This is a genomic window from Sorangium sp. So ce1014, from assembly GCF_051521505.1.
In the GTDB taxonomy this organism is placed as follows: domain Bacteria; phylum Myxococcota_A; class Polyangia; order Polyangiales; family Polyangiaceae; genus Sorangium.
In genome coordinates, this window is record NZ_CP150356.1 from 6,199,212 (window position 1) to 6,216,080 (window position 16,869).

Annotated in this window: 13 protein-coding genes; 8 read left to right on the forward strand and 5 right to left on the reverse strand. The window is 71.1% G+C overall.

The window, feature by feature from the left end; genetic code table 11:
• Positions 1 to 17: 17 nt before the first annotated feature.
• Positions 18 to 1,172, reverse strand: coding sequence for a 1-aminocyclopropane-1-carboxylate deaminase/D-cysteine desulfhydrase (locus WME75_RS23315; protein WP_437494676.1), 1,155 nt, complete (start codon positions 1,170 to 1,172; stop codon positions 18 to 20).
• A 16-nt stretch (positions 1,173 to 1,188) separates the two neighbouring features.
• Entirely contained in the window at positions 1,189 to 2,151 is a 963-nt protein-coding gene (locus tag WME75_RS23320; RefSeq protein ID WP_437494678.1) for a ferritin-like domain-containing protein, read from the reverse strand.
• 194 nt (positions 2,152 to 2,345) lie between these two features.
• On the opposite strand from WME75_RS23320, the gene serC reads away from it, so the two are divergent.
• Both serC and WME75_RS23330 read left to right on the forward strand, forming a co-directional pair.
• Positions 2,346 to 3,431, forward strand: a complete 1,086-nt coding sequence (serC, locus tag WME75_RS23325; RefSeq protein ID WP_437494903.1) for a 3-phosphoserine/phosphohydroxythreonine transaminase — start codon at positions 2,346 to 2,348, stop codon at positions 3,429 to 3,431.
• A gap of 509 nt (positions 3,432 to 3,940) precedes the next feature.
• A complete protein-coding gene (locus WME75_RS23330) occupies positions 3,941 to 4,261 on the forward strand; it encodes a KGG domain-containing protein (RefSeq protein WP_020737259.1) in 321 nt (106 codons plus the stop codon).
• 193 nt (positions 4,262 to 4,454) lie between these two features.
• Here the strand turns inward: WME75_RS23330 and WME75_RS23335 are convergent, their stop codons facing one another.
• Positions 4,455 to 5,399 (reverse strand): fatty acid desaturase family protein, encoded by a 945-nt coding sequence (locus WME75_RS23335; protein WP_437494679.1) that lies wholly within the window; start codon positions 5,397 to 5,399, stop codon positions 4,455 to 4,457.
• Between the two features lie 381 nt (positions 5,400 to 5,780).
• Here WME75_RS23335 and WME75_RS23340 point away from each other — a divergent pair, with 381 nt between their 5' ends.
• Positions 5,781 to 6,827 (forward strand): agmatinase family protein, encoded by a 1,047-nt coding sequence (locus WME75_RS23340; RefSeq protein ID WP_437494681.1) that lies wholly within the window; start codon positions 5,781 to 5,783, stop codon positions 6,825 to 6,827.
• 9 nt (positions 6,828 to 6,836) lie between these two features.
• Here the strand turns inward: WME75_RS23340 and WME75_RS23345 are convergent, their stop codons facing one another.
• Entirely contained in the window at positions 6,837 to 8,132 is a 1,296-nt protein-coding gene (locus WME75_RS23345) for a M18 family aminopeptidase (RefSeq protein WP_437494905.1), read from the reverse strand.
• Between the two features lie 302 nt (positions 8,133 to 8,434).
• On the opposite strand from WME75_RS23345, the gene WME75_RS23350 reads away from it, so the two are divergent.
• The 3 genes from WME75_RS23350 to WME75_RS23360 are packed head-to-tail and all read left to right on the forward strand — an operon-like array spanning position 8,435 to position 11,479.
• Positions 8,435 to 9,571, forward strand: coding sequence for a quinone-dependent dihydroorotate dehydrogenase (locus tag WME75_RS23350; RefSeq protein ID WP_437494683.1), 1,137 nt, complete (start codon positions 8,435 to 8,437; stop codon positions 9,569 to 9,571).
• The gene (locus tag WME75_RS23355) at positions 9,561 to 10,721 is read left to right on the forward strand and encodes a GNAT family N-acetyltransferase (RefSeq protein ID WP_437494685.1); all 1,161 of its coding nucleotides are present in this window, start codon (positions 9,561 to 9,563) and stop codon (positions 10,719 to 10,721) included. Before WME75_RS23350 ends, WME75_RS23355 begins: the two co-directional genes overlap by 11 nt.
• 59 nt (positions 10,722 to 10,780) lie before the next feature.
• On the forward strand, positions 10,781 to 11,479 hold the full coding sequence (locus WME75_RS23360; RefSeq protein WP_437494687.1) for a hypothetical protein: 699 nt from the start codon (positions 10,781 to 10,783) through the stop codon (positions 11,477 to 11,479).
• A gap of 55 nt (positions 11,480 to 11,534) precedes the next feature.
• On the opposite strand, the gene WME75_RS23365 is transcribed toward WME75_RS23360, so the two are convergent.
• Positions 11,535 to 12,836 carry a sigma 54-interacting transcriptional regulator gene (locus WME75_RS23365; protein ID WP_437494689.1) on the reverse strand — a complete coding sequence of 434 codons (1,302 nt, stop codon included), beginning with the start codon at positions 12,834 to 12,836 and terminating at the stop codon, positions 11,535 to 11,537.
• Between the two features lie 390 nt (positions 12,837 to 13,226).
• On the opposite strand from WME75_RS23365, the gene WME75_RS23370 reads away from it, so the two are divergent.
• On the forward strand, positions 13,227 to 15,572 hold the full coding sequence (locus WME75_RS23370; protein ID WP_437494691.1) for a DUF1588 domain-containing protein: 2,346 nt from the start codon (positions 13,227 to 13,229) through the stop codon (positions 15,570 to 15,572).
• A gap of 41 nt (positions 15,573 to 15,613) precedes the next feature.
• Positions 15,614 to 16,855, forward strand: a complete 1,242-nt coding sequence (locus WME75_RS23375; RefSeq protein WP_437494693.1) for a DUF1501 domain-containing protein — start codon at positions 15,614 to 15,616, stop codon at positions 16,853 to 16,855.
• Positions 16,856 to 16,869: the final 14 nt, after the last annotated feature.

Genomic DNA, 16,869 nt, shown 5'->3' on the forward strand with positions numbered 1-16,869 from the left:
CCGCCGCGCGCCGCGCCTCAGTACGCGACGTCCCCCTCGAAGCACCTCGCGAACGCGGGCGGAAGCGCCGCGGCGCCGCCCTCCGCGAGCGGCGGGCGCGCGCTCGAGAGCGTCTGCCAGAGGAGGATCGTCTCCCCCGGGTGCTCCCGGCCGATCTCGCGCAGCGCGGCGAGCGCCTTGGCGCTGTACGTGACCTCCCCCGGCACGCCGATCAGCCGCTCCACCTCGGGGATCGCGGCGATCGACGCGGGGGTCGGCGCGCCGTAGCCGGGGCCGATCGCGCGGTGATCGATCGCAAAGCGGACAGGCGGGAGCCGCCGCCCGGTGAAGCGCGGCGCGCGCCGGGCGAGGAGGCGCTTCATGTTGCGGATCTCGTACCGGACGACGGCGCGGTTCGAGGCGACGCGCTCGGTGATGCGCACGCCCACGATCGTGGTCGGCCAGCCGAGCATCGCCGCGCCGAGCGCGAGCCCCGCCAGCGTCCCGCCCGTCCCCGAGGGGACGACGATGCGATCGGGACGCGGCGCCTCGCCGCGCCGGACCTGCTCGGCGAGCTCGAGCATGGCGTCGACATAGCCGAGGCACGGGAGCGCGGCCGAGGCGCCGGGCAGGATGAAGTAGGGCCGCTCGGCCCGGCGCAGCGCCCGGATCGCCCGGAGCGCGGTGGTCGCGTACCCGCCGCCGTGGACGAGCTCCGCGCCGCTGGCCGCGTCGGCGAGGAGCGCGCTGCGGCCGAACCGGGTGATCGGCTGGTCGAACAGGACCGCGGTGACGGCGAAGCCGAGCGCCCGACCGAAGAGGGCCGTGGCCATGACCTGCGTCGACGCGAGCCCGCCGACCGTGACGAGCGTCCGCGCCCCGCGCCGCTCCGCGTCGGCGAGCAAGAACTCGAAGCGCCGCACCTTGTTGCCGCCGTAGAGCGGCGAGATCACGTCGTCGCGCTTGACCCAGACGCCCCCGCGGCCGAGGTAGCCCTCGATCGCAGCGCAGGGGACGACCGGCGTCGGCGCGTGCGCGAGGGGACGCCACGGGATCCGCCCCGAGAGCTCGGGCAGCTCGGCGAAGAGCGGCAGCTCCCGGGAAGCGGGGAGGAAGCCCCGCGTCGCGCCGGCGGTCGCCGCTGCGCCGGGCGCCCCGTCGCCGGCGGCTCGCTCGTCCTCGTCGTCGATCACCCGCGCTCCCTCGCGCTCAGGCCCGCGCCGCCGCGCCGTGCCCCGCCGGGGAGCCGCCTGGACCCGCCTGCTCGCCGGCGTCGCTCGGGTCGTCCTCCGCCGCGGCGCCGAGCCGGCCGACGCCCACGACGAGCGGATCGCTCAGGTACGTGTCCGTCAGCCGCTTCGGCCCCGCGAGGCCGAGCAGCCGGAGCGGCAAGAGGAGCACCGAGAGCACCCACGACGCGAGCCCGAACACGAGCTTGCCCGCGTACGCCTCCGCCACGAGCGCGAGCTTGCGGGCGGCCGACATCGACGAGATCGGCGCGTCGGTCAGGCCGATGCGCGTCAGCCGGAGCTCCGCGATCCGCACCGAGTGACGGACCAGATCGGGCAGGCGCTTCAGCGCCGGGTGGTCCTTCGGCAGGCGCTTCTTCATGAACGCGTCGAGCCGCGACACGCCCCAGAGCGACACGAGCGCGAGGCCGAGCAGCCGCCGCCGGAGCGCGGGCCTGCCCGCGATCGCCTTCCTCGTCTGCCGCTCGCCGAAGTCGACGTGGCGCTCCTCCTGCCGCACGCCGCGCTTCAGGATCGCGACGATCTCCGGCTCGTCCACGGTGTCGATCATCGCGTAGAACGCCTGGAGGACGAGGCCCTCGCCGAGCGCCATCTCGAGGGCGACGTGCTCGGACCAGTCGCCGCCCATGAGGCCGGTCGCGAGGAAGCGCACGCTCCAGGCGGCCTTCTCCGGCGGCGCGCCGAGGATCTCGAGGATGCGGAGGAAGTTGCCGACGTGCTGGAACTCCTCGACGGCCTGGCGCGCGAGGAAGCGCGCGGACTCCAGATCCGGGGCGTTGTACAGCCAGTGGCCGATCTGGACGCCGGTGATCTCTCCGTAGAGGAACTGCTGGACGGCCCAGACGATCACGTCCTTGTCCTTGACGGGATCGAGCTTGGCGCCCTGGAAATCGAACACCATCTCTTCGCGGGTCACCAGCATCGTTCGCCTCCGGAGCGGTGAATTTAGCCCAGATCGCGGCCCCGGGCAGGCGTCGAGACGCGGAGCTCGGCGCGGCCCTGGCCGCCGCGCCCGGGCCCTTGCTCGGCTCGCCCGGGCGGAGCCGGCGTCCCCCGTGGTATACGGCCGCGGCGGCGGCATCAGGAACCGCCGACTTGAACCTCAGGAGAAGCACCATGGCGCGCGTCCACAACTTCAACGCCGGCCCTGCCGGGCTCCCTCTTCCCGCCCTCGAGCGCGCTCAGCGCGAGCTCCTCGACTTCGAGGGGACGGGCATGTCGATCATGGAGCACAGCCACCGCGGCAAGGCATTCGAGGCGGTGCACAAAGAGGCGATCTCGCTGCTCCGGCAGCTGCTCGGCCTCTCGGACGACTACCACGTGCTGTTCATGCAGGGCGGCGCGGCGATGCAGTTCGCGGTCGTGCCGATGAACCTCCTGCCGCCCGGCAGGAGCGCCGACTACCTCCTGACCGGCGGCTGGTCCGAGAAGGCCCTGGACGAGGCGAAGCGCGTCGGGACCGTCCGCGTCGCCGCGAGCACCGCCGTCGACAAGCGCTACACCCGCGTCCCCCACCAGAGCGAGCTCTCGCTCGATCCGGACGCCGCCTACGTCCACATGACGACGAACAACACGCTGTTCGGGACGCAGTGGCACTGGCTGCCTGAAACGGGCGACGTGCCGCTCGTCGCCGATATGTCGTCCGACATCCTGTGGCGCAAGATGGATATCTCCAGGTTTGCCCTGGTTTACGCCGGCGCCCAGAAGAACATCGGGCCGAGCGGGATCACGGTCGTGATCGCCCGGAAGGACGTCGTTGACAGCGGGCGAAAAGACATTCCTGTCATTTTCCGTTATGCCACTTACGCAGCCAACAACTCGCTCTACAACACACCTCCGACATTCGCAATCTACCTCATGCGCAACGTGCTCGCGTATACGCTTGAGATCGGTGGGCTCGAAGAGGTCGAGCGACGGAATCGCAAGAAGGGTGAGCTGCTGTACGAAACCCTCGACGCACATCCGGAGATTTTCCGGGCTCCGGTCGAGAAGGAGAGCCGTTCGTTCATGAACGTGGTGTTCCGGCTGGCCAGCGAGGAGATGGAAAAACGCTTCGTCGCCGAGGCGGCAAAGGAGGGTATGGTGGGCCTCGCCGGACACAGGTCGACCGGGGGTATCCGGGTTTCGATCTACAACGCAGTCTCTGTCGAGTCGGTGGAGCGCCTCACGGCGTTCATGCGGGACTTCGCCAAGAGGGCATGACGCGCGGCGGGAGCACGACATTCTCGGTATTTCCAGGCTCACCTCGATTTCCAAAAGCATCTCTGGTGAGCTTCCCCCCAATTCGTCGCGTCCCAACCTTCAGCCCGCTTGACGTTGTTCCGCCCGGTACAACAGGCCCCCGCGGAAAGGGCCTGTCGGCCTTTCCGCAGCTGGGAGGGAGGCGGTGAACGCCGCTTCCCGATCGGCACCGGGAGGGGATGGCGAACGCTGGATCCCTGACCGATACCGGGAGGGGGCGGACATCGCCGGCCTCGCCCGGACCGGCCGGGGACGGAAAGCGCCGCCCCCGACCGGCTCGCAGGCCCCGTTCGGAGACCTGAATCGAGCGAGCCAACCGTAAGGAGAGGATGATGGCGAGCATGGATGATCGTGGGATGATTTCCAGGAGTGAGGAGGACCAGGAGGAGAAAGGGGCCTCGCCGAGCGAGCCCCCGCCTTCGTCAGCGACGCAGAGGGCAATTGAGCGGCAGCAGCGTGGGTTCGCCGCCATGGATGAGGAGCGTCAGCGCAAGATCGCCAGCAAGGGCGGGAAGGCAGCCCACGAGAAGGGCACGGCCCACGAGTTCACGCGCGACGAGGCCCGCGCCGCCGGCAAGAAGGGCGGTGAGGTCGTCAGCCAGAACCGCAAGCACATGGCCGAGATCGGGCGCCGGGGCGGCGAGCGCGTGAGCCAGGACCGGGCCCACATGGCCGAGATCGGACGCAAGGGGGGCGAGGCCGTGAGCGGCGATCGCCAGCACATGGCCGAGATCGGTCGCCGGGGCGGCGAGTCGCGGGGAGACCAGCCGCGCGAGAATCAGCCGCGCTGACCCGGGGGAGGCGAGAGCCCGGTGCCGAGGCGCCGGGCCAGCCCTGCACGCTTGCGCCGTCCACGACCCGGGGCTCCCGGTCGTGGCCGCAAGGTGCCTCTTCGAACGTATCCAGGGATGGCGAGGCCGCGGTCACCGCGGCCCTCGCCCACGCCGCAGGGTGTCCTGCGCGTGAAGGACAGGAGACCGGGCGTCAGCTCGGCGCGATCGCGCCCAGCGAGACGTCGCCCGGCGTCTCCTTCGGGCCGGGGATCCACTCCTCGTCAGGCTCTTCCTGCGGGAGCACGACCGGGGCGCCGTCGTAGCGCAGGCGCTTTCCGGGCCAGACGAAGGTGCGGAGCAGGTAGGCGGGGAGCGAGGGCTGGTCGAGGTTCGGGTGGATGAACGGCGCCACGCGCCTCGCGTGCTCGGCCGGCAAGAGGCTCCAGTGGAGGCCGGGCTCCATGTGATGGATGGAGTGGAAGCCGTTGTTGTACGTCCACCAGTTGACCAGCCGGCCGACGAAGTTGCGCGAGTGGTCGTGCTGGCTGTCCTCGTCGCAGCCGTCGTGCTGGAGGTAGTTCATGGTGACGATCCCCCACGCGGCGTACTGGTGCGGGATCAGCACGTAGAGGACGAACTTCTGCCAGTCGAGCGCGAGGAGGGCGCCCATCGCGCCGAGGAACACCGCCGACTCGAGGAGCATCTGCCGGAACCACGGCGGGTTGCGCCGGTACATCGCCTTGAAGTAGCGCATGTCGGCGGGCAGGATGTCCCGGACCACGCGGCTCATGAAGAGGAGCCCGTTCAGCAGGTTCCACCGATAGCGCACCTTCGTCGTCCGCATCACGTCGCGCCGGGACTGCGTGTACTTGTGGTGGCTGAGGTTGTGTCCGGGGACGTAGGCGCTGACCGGGTGCCCGTAGCTGAGCGTGAGCGCGACCTGGAACGCGCGGTTCATCCAGCGCCGCCGGAAGACGGGGCAATGGACCGAGTTGTGAGTCGCGACAGCGCCGAGGAACGAGAACGCGCAGGTCATCGCGAGGAGCGGAATCGCGAGCCAGAGCGGGCGCGGCGCGTAGACCCATTGCACCGCCACGAGGGCGAAATACGTCGCGACGAAGAGGAGCGTCTTGATATCGGCGCGGTACCGGAGCATGGCTGTTCTTCAGGGTGCGATGGGCCCGCGCGCCGGATCGACCGGCAGCGCGCCGCGGCGCTGGCCGATCCGAACGGGCGCGGAGGCCCGTCATCCATCGTCTGGGCACCCTTCGTACCCCATTTCGTCGGTGCTGGAAGCCCCCAAGTTGCATTCCGACGGGCGCTTCGCGGCGTCGCGCACGACACCCGTGTTTCACCACGATGTCCCGCGCTCGGTGCGATCACCTCTACGCACCTCGCGCCGGCGAGCCCGGGTGTGGAAGGCGCTCCGCGGGTGCTCTGCGGAGCGTGAGGCGGAGCGCTCCGCCGCGCTCCGCCGCGCGTTTGGCGGGCGAGGCTCGCGCTTGACGACCTTGTCGCGAACCGCCAACGTGGCCGCGTGAGCTCATCCCCTCTCGGTTTCGATCCGAACGGTCCTGCGGTTGGCCACGGGATCTACGGGCTGCCACACGCGGCCGAGGACGCTCGGGTGGTCCTCATCCCGGTGCCCTGGGAGCCGACGGTGTCCTACCGCCGCGGCGCCGCCAAGGGGCCGTCGGCGATCCTGCGGGCCAGCCGGCAGGTCGACCTCTTCGACCTGCACACGGGCAGGCCGTACGAGCAGGGCATCTCGATGCTCGACGTCGACCCCGACATCGTGCGCTGGAACGCCGAGGCGTGCGCGGCGGCCGAGCCGGTGATCACGGCCCAGGGAGCGGTCGCCGGCGACCGGGACCTCGAGGCGCGCCTCGCGGCGGTCAACGCGCTGTCGCGCCGGCTGAACGAGCGCGTCGCCGAGCTCGCCATGCGATGGATGGAGCGGGGCAAGATCGTCGGGGTCGTCGGCGGCGACCACTCCGCGCCCTACGGCACGATCGCGGCGCACGCCGAGCGTTACCCCGGAATGGGGATCCTCCACGTCGACGCGCACGCCGACCTGCGCGACGCGTACGAGGGATTCACCGACTCCCACGCTTCGATCATGCACAACGTCGCGACCCGCCACCCGAAGATCTCGCGGATCGTCCAGGTCGGGCTGCGCGACATGAGCGAGGACGAGCTCAGGTTCATCCGCGCGTCGAACGGACGCGTGGTCGCCCACGTCGACGCCGCGATCGCCGATCGGCTCTTCGAGGGGGAGCCGTTCCACCTGATCGCCGACGCGATCGTGGAGGATCTCCCGGACGACGTCTACGTGACCTTCGACATCGACGGGCTCGATCCGACGCTGTGCCCGAGCACCGGCACGCCCGTGCCCGGAGGCCTGTCGTTCCAGCAGGCCGTCGCGCTGATCGGGCGCATCCACAAGAGCGGGCGGCGCATCGTGGGCTTCGACCTGAACGAGGTCGCCCCCAAGGACGACCAGGACGACTGGGACGGCAACGTCGGCGCGCGCCTGCTCTACAAGCTGATCGGCTTCACGCTCCTCTCCCAGGACAACCGCTAGGCGCCGCGCTCAGGCGAGGGCGCGGCGGTAGGTCTCGATCGCGAGGTGCACGTCGAGCGTGCCGGCCATCTCGCGGCAGGAGTGCATGCTCAGCATCGGGGCGCCGACGTCGGCCGTGGCGATCCCGAGCGCGGCCGCGGTGATCGGGCCGATCGTGCTGCCGCACGGGAGGTCGCTGCGCACGACGAAGCGCTGCGGGGCGTAGCCGGCGTCGTGGCAGAGCGCCTCGAGCGCGGCGGCCGTCGCGCCGTCGGTGGCGTAGGACTGGTTCGCGTTCGACTTGATGACGAGCCCGCGGTTGATCTGCGGGGCGTGGCGCGGCTCGTGCTGGTCGGCGTAGTTCGGGTGCACCGCGTGGGCCATGTCCGCCGAGAGGAGCAGCGAGCCCGCCATCGCCCGGGCGAACGCCTGCGGCTCGCGCGCCGGGTACGCGTCGACGATCCGCGCGAGCACGTCGCGCAGCACGCTGCCCGCCGCCCCCACCGCGCTCCGGCTGCCGCACTCCTCGTGGTCGTAGAGCGCGACGACCCGCGTCGCCGCGCCAGCAGCGCCCGCGCCGATCAGCGCGGTGGTCGCGGCGTGACAGCTCGCGAGGTTGTCCAGCCGGGATGCAAAGACGAACTCGTCGGCGAGCCCGCCGAGCGACGCCTTGAGCGTGTCGTACAGGCAGAGATCGAAGCCGAGGATGGCGTCGCGCGGCGCGTCGACCGCGCGCGCGAGCAGGGCGCGCAGATCGGCCTCCCGGCCGAGGCCGATCACGGGGACGAGGTGCTTCTGCGCGTTGAGCACGAGCCCCTCGGAGTTGACCCCGCGGCTCAGGTGGATCGCCAGGTTCGGGATGCGCGCGACGGGGCGGCCGAGGTCGACGAGGTGGCGCTCGATCCGGCCGTCCCTGCGGAGGTGGACGCGGCCGGCCACGCTGAGATCGCGGTCGAGCCAGGTCGAGTACAGCACGCCGCCGTAGACCTCGACCCCGAGCTGCTGGTAGCCGCTCCGCGAGAGCTCGGCGCTCGGCTTCACCCGGAGGTTCGGCGAGTCGGTGTGCGCGCCGAGGATGCGGAAGCCGCCCAGCGCCGGGTGCTCGACCCCGGCGACGAACGCGACGATCGTCGACCCGCCCCGGATGACGAAGCGGCGATCGCCCGGAGCGATCGCCCACGCGTCGCGCTCCCCGAGCTCCGAGAACCCGGCCCCCGCGAGCCGCGAGGCGACCTCGCGGACGGCGTGGTACGGCGTCGGCGCGCGATCGATGAAGGCGCAGAGGTCGCGCGCGGCCGCGACGCCGCGCTCTCGCAGCACCGACATCTCGTCCGCGCTCTTCGCGAAGCGCTCGCCAAGGTCGGTCGATGGCTTGGGATCGCCTGGGCGATCGAGGATCTCGGGGGCCGTCATGGGGGCGCCGAGTCTAGCAGAGCCGGCACGCGCCTCGCCCGGCGCGCGCTCGCCCGGATCGCGCCCGCGCCCGCGTCGCGTCCCCTCGCGCGCCTCGCGCGCCTCCCGCGCCTCCCCAGATGGCGGCACACGCGGCCGGTGCGTCGTGGTATCGCCCACCGCCGCGCCGCGCGCCGGCCCCTCCGGCGCCGCGCACGCAACGGAGACGCGCCCCGATGTACCGCCTCGTCCGACCGCTCCTCTTCGCGCTCCCGCCCCGCCTGGCGCACGAGCTCGGCATGCTCGCGCTCGCCCCGCTCGAGCACGCGGCCCCGCTCCGCGCCCTCGTGCGCGCCCGCCTCGCGCCCCCCGACGGGCGCATCGCTGTGCGCGCCCTGGGGCTCGACTTCCCCTCCCCGCTCGGCCTGGCGGGCGGCTTCGACAAGGACGCCCGCCGGGCGCGCGCGCTCGCCGCCCTGGGCTTCGGCTTCGTCGAGCTCGGGACCGTCACGGCGCAGCCCCAGGCCGAGAACCCGCCGCCGAACCTCTTCCGGCTGCCGGCCGACCGGGCGCTCATCAACCGGCTCGGGTTCCCGAACCAGGGCGCCGCGCGCGTCACCGAGCGGCTCCAGGGCCGCGGCGGCGCGGCGGCCGTCGGCGTGCCGGTGGGCATCTCGATCGGCAAGTCCCGCGTCGCGCCGCTCGATCCGATCGAGCCCGCGATCGAGGACTACCTCGCGAGCTTCCGGGAGGTGCGGCGCGCGGCCGACTTCGTCGTGATCAACGTCTCGTCGCCGAACACGAAGGACCTCCGGGCCATGCAGGGGCCGGCGATCGCGCGGGCGCTCCTCTCGGCGATCGCGCGGGAGAACCGCGGCGCCGGGGCGCCGCTGCCGCTGCTCATCAAGGTCGCCCCGGACCTCGGCGACGAGGAGCTCGAGGCGCTGCTCGCCGTCGTCGAGGAGGTCGGCCTCGCCGGCGTCATCGCGACGAACACCACCGTGCGGCGCGACGGGCTCGCGACGGGCGCGGCGGCCGTCGAGGCGATGGGCGCGGGCGGGCTGAGCGGCCCGCCGCTCCGGCAGCGCTCGCTCGCGATGGTGCGGCGGATCCGCGCGCGCCTCGGGAACGGCGTCACGGTGATCGGCGCCGGCGGCATCGAGTCGGCCGAGCACGCGATGGACCAGCTCAAGGCGGGCGCCGACCTCGTGCAGCTCTACACCGGCTTCATCTACGGCGGCCCCCTCCTCCCCGCCGCGATCGCGCGCGGGCTGTCCGACCTCGTGGCGCGCTCCGGCGCGCGGTCGATCCAGGAGCTCACCGGCCGGTCGGGCGGCGCGACCCACGCTGCGATGATCGACCATGGAGCTTGAAGCGCACGTCCACAGCGCCATCCGCGAGATCCCGGAGAGCGAGTGGGACGGGCTCGACGGCGCGGGCGAGGCGCCGTTCCTCTCCTGGGCGTGGTTCGACGCGCTGGAGCGGACGGGGTGCGTGGGCGAGGAGGCGGGCTGGCTGCCGCACCACATCACGCTCCGGGCCGAGGGCGTCCTGCTCGCCGCCGCGCCCGCGTACCTCAAGGACAACAGCGAGGGCGAGTTCGTCTTCGATCAAGGCTGGGCGTCGGCGTCCCACCAGCTCGGCGCGCCGTACTACCCGAAGCTCGTCGTGGCGGTGCCGTTCACGCCCGCCACGTCGCCGCGCCTGCTCGTGCGCCGCCCGGAGGACCGGCCGGCGCTCCTCGAGGTGTTCGCCGAGACGCTCCGCCAGCTCGTCGCGCGGAGCCGCATCTCGGGCGCCCACGTCCTGTTCCCGACCGAGGACGAGGCCGCCGCCCTCTCCGGCGCGGCGATGGCGCACCGCTGCGGCATCCAGTTCCAGTTCGAGAACGAGGGGTATGGGACGCTCGACGACTTCCTCGCGCGCTTCAACGCGAAGAGGCGGCACCAGATCCGGCGCGAGATGCGCGAGGTCTCGAAGCAGGGCCTGTCGATCGAGACGCTGCGCGGCGCCGAGATCACGCCCGAGATCGTGGACGTGATGTTCGGCTACTACGCCTCCACGGTGGAGAAGTTCGCCTGGGGCCGGCAGTACCTGAACCGCGCCTTCTTCGAGGAGATCGCGGCCCGGCTCCGCTCCTCCGGGGAGCGCGCCGGGGGCCGGGGAGGCGTCGAGATCGTCCTCGCGCGGGACGGCAAACGGCCCATCGCGGGCGCGCTCAACCTCGCCGGGCCGACGACGCTCTACGGCCGTTACTGGGGCGCTTCGGAGGAGCGCCCCTTCCTGCATTTCAACGTCTGCTATTATCATCCGGTCGAGGACTGCATCGCCCGGGGACTGCGCCGCTTCGAGCCGGGCGCGGGCGGGTCGCACAAGCTCGTACGCGGATTCGCGCCGAGCATCACCCACAGCGCCCACCACCTCGCGCATCCGCGCCTCGACGCTGCGGTGCGCGATTTCCTTGTCCGCGAGCGCGCCATCGTCCGCGCGAAGACGGCGGACAGGGACGTTGCATTCCGTTGACCGCTCCTGACGACGCGCGGTGTTGACGTGACGCGCTCGCGGGAGAGATGCTGTCGGGCATGCGCGCCTTTCTTGCCCTCCTCACCTCCTCCCTCGTCGTCGGGTTCGCCGTGAGCGGCGGCTGCTCGAGCAACCCGGCGGCCGACGCGACCTCGACGACCACGGCGGCGACGGTCGCCGGCGCCGGCGGCTCGCTCGGCTTCGGCTGCTTCGGCGGCAGCCCGGACGGGCGGTGCACGATCCTCGCCCAGGTCCCCGAGAGCTGCGGCTGCCCCGATTGCGCGGACACGGCGAGCTGCCTCGGCTTCTGCAACGACGACGGCGCCTGCGATCTGCGGCCCGACGCCACCGACGGCGAGGATTGCACCTGCCAGGACTGCGCGAACAGCGTCGCCGAATGCAGCCCGTCGCGCGGGTGCAACGACGCCGAGGGGTGCAACCTCAACGAGGATTGCACCTGCCCCGATTGCACGGACACGCCGCGGTGCACCGACCATTGCACCGACAACGGCTCGTGCGCGCAGTACTTCGAGGGCTGCTCCTGCGGCGATTGCCGCTCCGCGGAGCGCTGCGGCGGCAAGCCGGCCACGACCACCGCGGCCACGACGGGCGGCGGCGAGGGCGGCAGCGGCGGCAGCGGCGCGGGCGGCGACCCGGCCGGCACCGGCGGCAGCGGCGCGGGCGGCGACCCGGCCGGCACCGGCGGCAGCGGCGCGGGCGGCGACCCGGCCGGCACAGGCGGCGCGGGCGGCGCCTAGCGCTCGGACAGCGAAGCAGACCCCAGAGAGCGCATTTTATGTCACCGCCCGCGCCTCACTGCTTCGCGGTCAGCCCGTGCTTCCGCAGGAACATGCGCACGTGGTGGCGCTCCATGCCGGCGCGCCGCGCCATCTCGCTGACGTTGCCGCTCGTCGCGCGGATCAGCTCGCTGAAGTAACGCTGCTCGAACGCCGCGACGGCGCTCCGCTTCGCCTCGCCGAAGGCCGACGTCGGCGCGACAACGTCGCCGCCGCCCTCGAGCGGGAGGATCGCCGCGATCGCCTCGGCCCCGGGCGGCAGGCTCGCCGCCACGCTCGTGACGTTCATGAGCTCGCGGACGTTGCCCGGGAAATCGTGCTGGCCGAGCGTCGTCGTGATGAGATTGACCATCTCCACGGCGCGCTCCGGGCACCCGAGGCGCGCGCAGACGCTCTCGACGAGCAGCGGGATGTCCTCGCGCCGCTCGCGGAGCGGCGGCAGCTCGACGCGCATCTGGGCGATCCGGAAGAAGAGATCGCTCCGGAAGCGCCCGGTGTTCATGCTGCGGCCGAGATCGCGGCGCGTCGCCGCGACGATCCGCACGTCGACGGGCTCGTAGACCCGCGACCCGACGCGCTTCAGCTTCCGCTCGGACAGCACGCGGAGCAGCTTCGGCTGGAGCTCGGGCGGCAGCTCGCCCAGCTCGTCGAGGAAGATCGTCCCGCCGTTCGCCTCGTGGAAAGCGCCGCCCTTGCGCTCGGTCGCCCCCGGGAAGGCGTCCCGCTCGTGCCCGAACAGGAAGCTCTCGGCCAGCGCGCCGGGCAGCGACGCGCAGTCCACGACGATGAACGGGCCGCCGCGCCGGCCCGAGCCGTCGTGGATCGCCTGCGCCGCGAGCTCCTTGCCCGTGCCGGTCTCGCCGGTGATGAGCAGCGACAGCTCCGTCGCGGCCACCTCGCGCAGCAGGCGGAACAGGTGGCGCATCCGCGGCGAGGCGCCGATCAGCGGGCCGAAGCTCTCGTCGAAGCCGACGTCGACGCGCTCCTTGTCGAGCGGCTCGAAGCCCAGCACCGAGCCGCCGACCTGGATCACGCACGCGGCCGTCAAGATCGCGTCGCGGATGCGCACCGTCGACACGAACGTCCCATTCTTGCTGCCGAGATCGCGGACGAGCACGCCGGGCCCCTCGGCGCGCAGCTCGCAATGCGTCGAGCTGATCTCCGGATCGTCGACGACCACACCGCAGCTCGGATCGCGCCCCACCACGACCGGCGCGACGCCGATCTTGACAGGATCCCGGCCGGCCACCCGCAGCGTGCCGCCGCGAACGAACCACTGAACCGCGCGAGCGCGGGTCGCATCCCTCGTGGAGCTCATCTCCAACGGTTATTCGATTTCTCCGGACTTGACCACATTCACGTACGCCCCCGCCACCGCATGACTGCGCCCACCTGGGCGCACCGGGTACGCGCCTTCCGGAGGAGTCACAGCGTGGTATCGCAAAACTTCACAACCACGAGAGGTATCGGGGAAAATTCAGATCCTTCGATGTGTCTGGCGCATAGCGGGAGAGGCCATCGAGAGGTTAGACTGGGAGGCTACGCAGGAGATGATGCGGGCGCTTCTCCAGCTCGCTTCATCGGGCGTCGTTGAACGACAGCCCACATTGGGTTGTTCGACCGTGCGTCGATCAACGCGGTTCGGGGCTCCGCACTCCCGGTCCCTTCAACGCGGGGGCGCGCGCAGGCGCTCCCGGCGAGGATGCTTATGCCGAGAACAGGATGGTTACTCCGGAAGCGCGCCGCGACGGCCCTGGGGCTCCTCGGGCTCTCCGCGGGCGCGACCGCGCTCGCGTCCGCGTCGAGCGGTTGCAGCAGCGAGGCCGGCGGCCCGTGCATCTCCGACGAGCAGTTCTTCGCCGAGAAGGTGTGGGTCCCCATCCTCTCGACGAAGTGCATCGGCTGCCATAACCCGCAGGGGCAGGCGGCGGAATCGAAGCTGATCCTCGCCGGGAGCAGCGAGGCGGGCTTCCTCGACAAGAACCTCGCGACGTTCAAATCGCTCGCGGGGCTCGAGCTGAGCGGCGAGTCGTACGTGCTCCTCAAGCCGACGAAGACGATCGAGCACGGCGGCGGCCACGTCATCGGCGTGGACAGCCCCGAGTACGAGGCGCTCCGGGAGATGGTCGACCGGACGAAGAGCCCGTCGTCCTGCGAGACGGACGTCAACGCGTCCTTCGGCGGCGTGGTGATGAGCGGGCCGCAGGAGACGCTCCGCACGGCGAGCCTCGAGCTCGCCGGCCGCCTGCCCACCGAGGCCGAGGAGCAGGCCGTCGCGCAGAGCGGCATGGACGCGCTCGAGCCGATCCTGGACCAGCTGCTCACCGAGGAGGCGTTCTATGTGCGGCTGAAGGAGATCTACAACGATCTCTTCCTCACCGATCGCTACCTGAACGGCGAGGCGGCCGTCGATCTGCTGAGGAGCGACGCGTACGACCCGAAGTGGTACAACAGCCTCCCGCAGGATCCCGCGCTGGTCGAGAAATACGGCGCGCGCGACCTGGAGGACGTCATCAACAAGATGAAGTCCTGGACGAACCGGGGCGTCGGGCGGGAGCCGCTCGAGCTCATCGCCTACATCGTGCGGAACGACAGGTCCTTCAAGGAGGTCCTCACCGCCGACTACACGGTCGTGAACCCGTTCTCCGCCAGGGCGTACGGCGTCACGGCCGAGTTCGAGAACGACGCGGATCCGGAGGAGTTCGTCCCGGCGAAGCGCGATCCGATCCCGCTCGCGGGCGTGCTCACCTCGCCGGTCTTCCTCTCCAGGCACCCGACGACGAGCACCAACAGGAACCGCCACCGGGCGAGGATGGTCTATCAGTACTTCCTCGGCACCGACATCCTGAAGACGGCCGAGCAGCCGCTCGATCAGACGAAGATCACCGACTTCAACCCGACGATGAACAACGCGGCGTGCACCGTCTGCCACGCCGCCCTCGACCCGCTGTCGGGCGGGTTCCACACCTTCGATTCGACGGGGCGGTACCGGGCGGACGACGCCTGGTACGAGGACATGCGGCCGCCGGGCTTCGGCGCCGTGTCGGTGCCGTTCAGCGAGTTCCCGAGCGCGCTCTCGTGGGTGGCGAAGCGCGTCGCCGACGACCCCCGCTTCGCGCTCGCGGCGGTCTACACGATGTACACCGGCCTCACCGGGCAAAAGCCGCTCGTCGCGCCGACGAACGACGATCCGGAGTTCAGCGCCAAGTTCCGGGCGTACCTCGCCCAGTACCACGCCTTCAACGCGATGGCGCGCGACTTCGCCGACGGCGATTACAACCTGAAGACGGTCGTCAAGGCCATCGTCAAGAGTCCTTACTTTCGCGCGCGCAACGTCCAGCAGGCGTCGTCGCAGGGCAACGCGCCCTCGCAGCTCGGCGGCACGCGGTTCCTCGGGCCCGAGCAGCTGCACCGGAAGATCTGGGCGGTGACGGGGTATCCGTGGCGCCCGAGGGCGTTCGAGGACGACGGCAGCCGCTACGACTTCCTGCTCCGGCGCGACGCCTACCGCCTGCTGTACGGCGGCATCGACTCGGAGGAGGTGATCCAGCGGATCACCGAGCCGAACGGGATCATGGCCAACGTCGCCGACCGGATGGCGAACGAGATGTCGTGCATCTCGGTGCCGCGCGATCTGAAGCTCCCGCAGGAGGAGCGGCTCCTCTTCCCCTTCATCGAGGCGACGTTCGAGCCGCGGGACACGAACGATTTCGACGTGCTGCCGGCCGTCGAGGCGATCAAGCAGAACATCCAGTACCTGCACAAGCGGGTGCTCGGCGAGTCGCTCGAGCTCGGCGACCCGGAGATCGAGCGGACCTACAAGGTCTTCCTCGAGACGTGGGAAGAGGGCAAGGCGGGCATGAAGAAGCCGGAGGGCGAGGAGGGCCGGCTCTCGACGTGGCTGCCGGGCGCCTGCCACGTGAACAACGACTACTGGACCCGCGACGGGCTGCCCGACGAGGAGAGGCTCCAGCGGGACGAGAAGTACACGATCCGCGCGTGGATGAGCGTGATGACGTATCTGCTGTCGGACTTCAGGTTTCTTTACCAGTAGGAGCAGCCATGGAACGTCGAGATTTCCTCAAACTGGCATCTATGGCGGGCCTTGGCGTCGTCGCAGCGGGCTCCTTGTCGAGGGACGCCGCGGCGGCCGGCCCCTACACAGGCCCCCTCTGGGTCCACCTCCACGCGAGCGGCGGCTGGGACCCGACGAGCCTCTGCGATCCGAAGGGCGCGATGAGCGTCGAGGAGCAGGAGCGACGGGAGGCGATGAACCGCAGCTACCTGAACGCGGACATCGGGACGGCCGGCAACCTCAGGTTCGCGCCGGTCGGCGGCAACGCCGAGTTCTTCCAGAAGCACCACAGCCGGCTGCTCGTCATCAACGGCATCGACACCGCGACGAACAGCCATGACGCGGGCGTGCGCAACACGTGGTCCGGGACGCTCCGCGAGGGCAAGCCCGGCTTCGCGGCGCTCGTGGCCGGCGTCCACGGCGGCGAGCTGCCGATGGGGTTCATCAGCAACGGCGGCTACGACACGACGGCGAACCTCGTGGCCGTCACCCGCGTGCCCGACACCGGCCTCCTGCAGCGGCTCGCCTACCCGAACAGGATCGATCCGTCGAACAACGAGAACCTCGATCAGTACCACACCGACGCGACAATGACGCGGATCCTCGAGGCGCGGCAGGCGCGGCACGGGGTGAAGCTCGAGCAGCAGCGCCTGCCCCACGTGAAGCAGGCGATGAGCACGCTCTTCACATCCCGCGTCGGGCAGAACGAGCTCAAGCAGCTCATCCAGTTCCTGCCCGAGGAGTTCGAGAGCGCCTCGCTGAAGCGGCAGGCGCAGGTCGCGCTCGCGGCCTACCGCGCCGGCATCTGCGTCAGCGCCAACCTGACGATCGGCGGGTTCGACACCCACGGCAACCACGACGACAGCCACATCCCGCGGCTCACCCAGATCTGCGACGGCGTCGACTTCCTCCTGACCGCCGCGGAGGAGCAGGGCATCGCCGACCGGATCGTCATCGTCGTGGGCTCGGACTTCGGGCGGACGCCGGGCTACAACGAGGGCAACGGCAAGGACCACTGGAACATCACGAGCATGATGCTTGTCGGCGCAGGCATCCCGGGAAACCGGGTGATCGGCGCGACGGACGATCGGCACAACCCGATCGAGGTCGATCCGGTGACGCTCGAGCCAAGAGAGGGCGGCGTCCGGATCACGCCGGGGCACGTCCACAAGGCGCTGCGCAAGCTCGCGGGGATCGCGGACGACCCGCTCGTGCAGCGATTCCCGCTCTCCGAGGAAGAGGACCTGCCGCTCTTCGGATGACGCGCGCGGCGGGG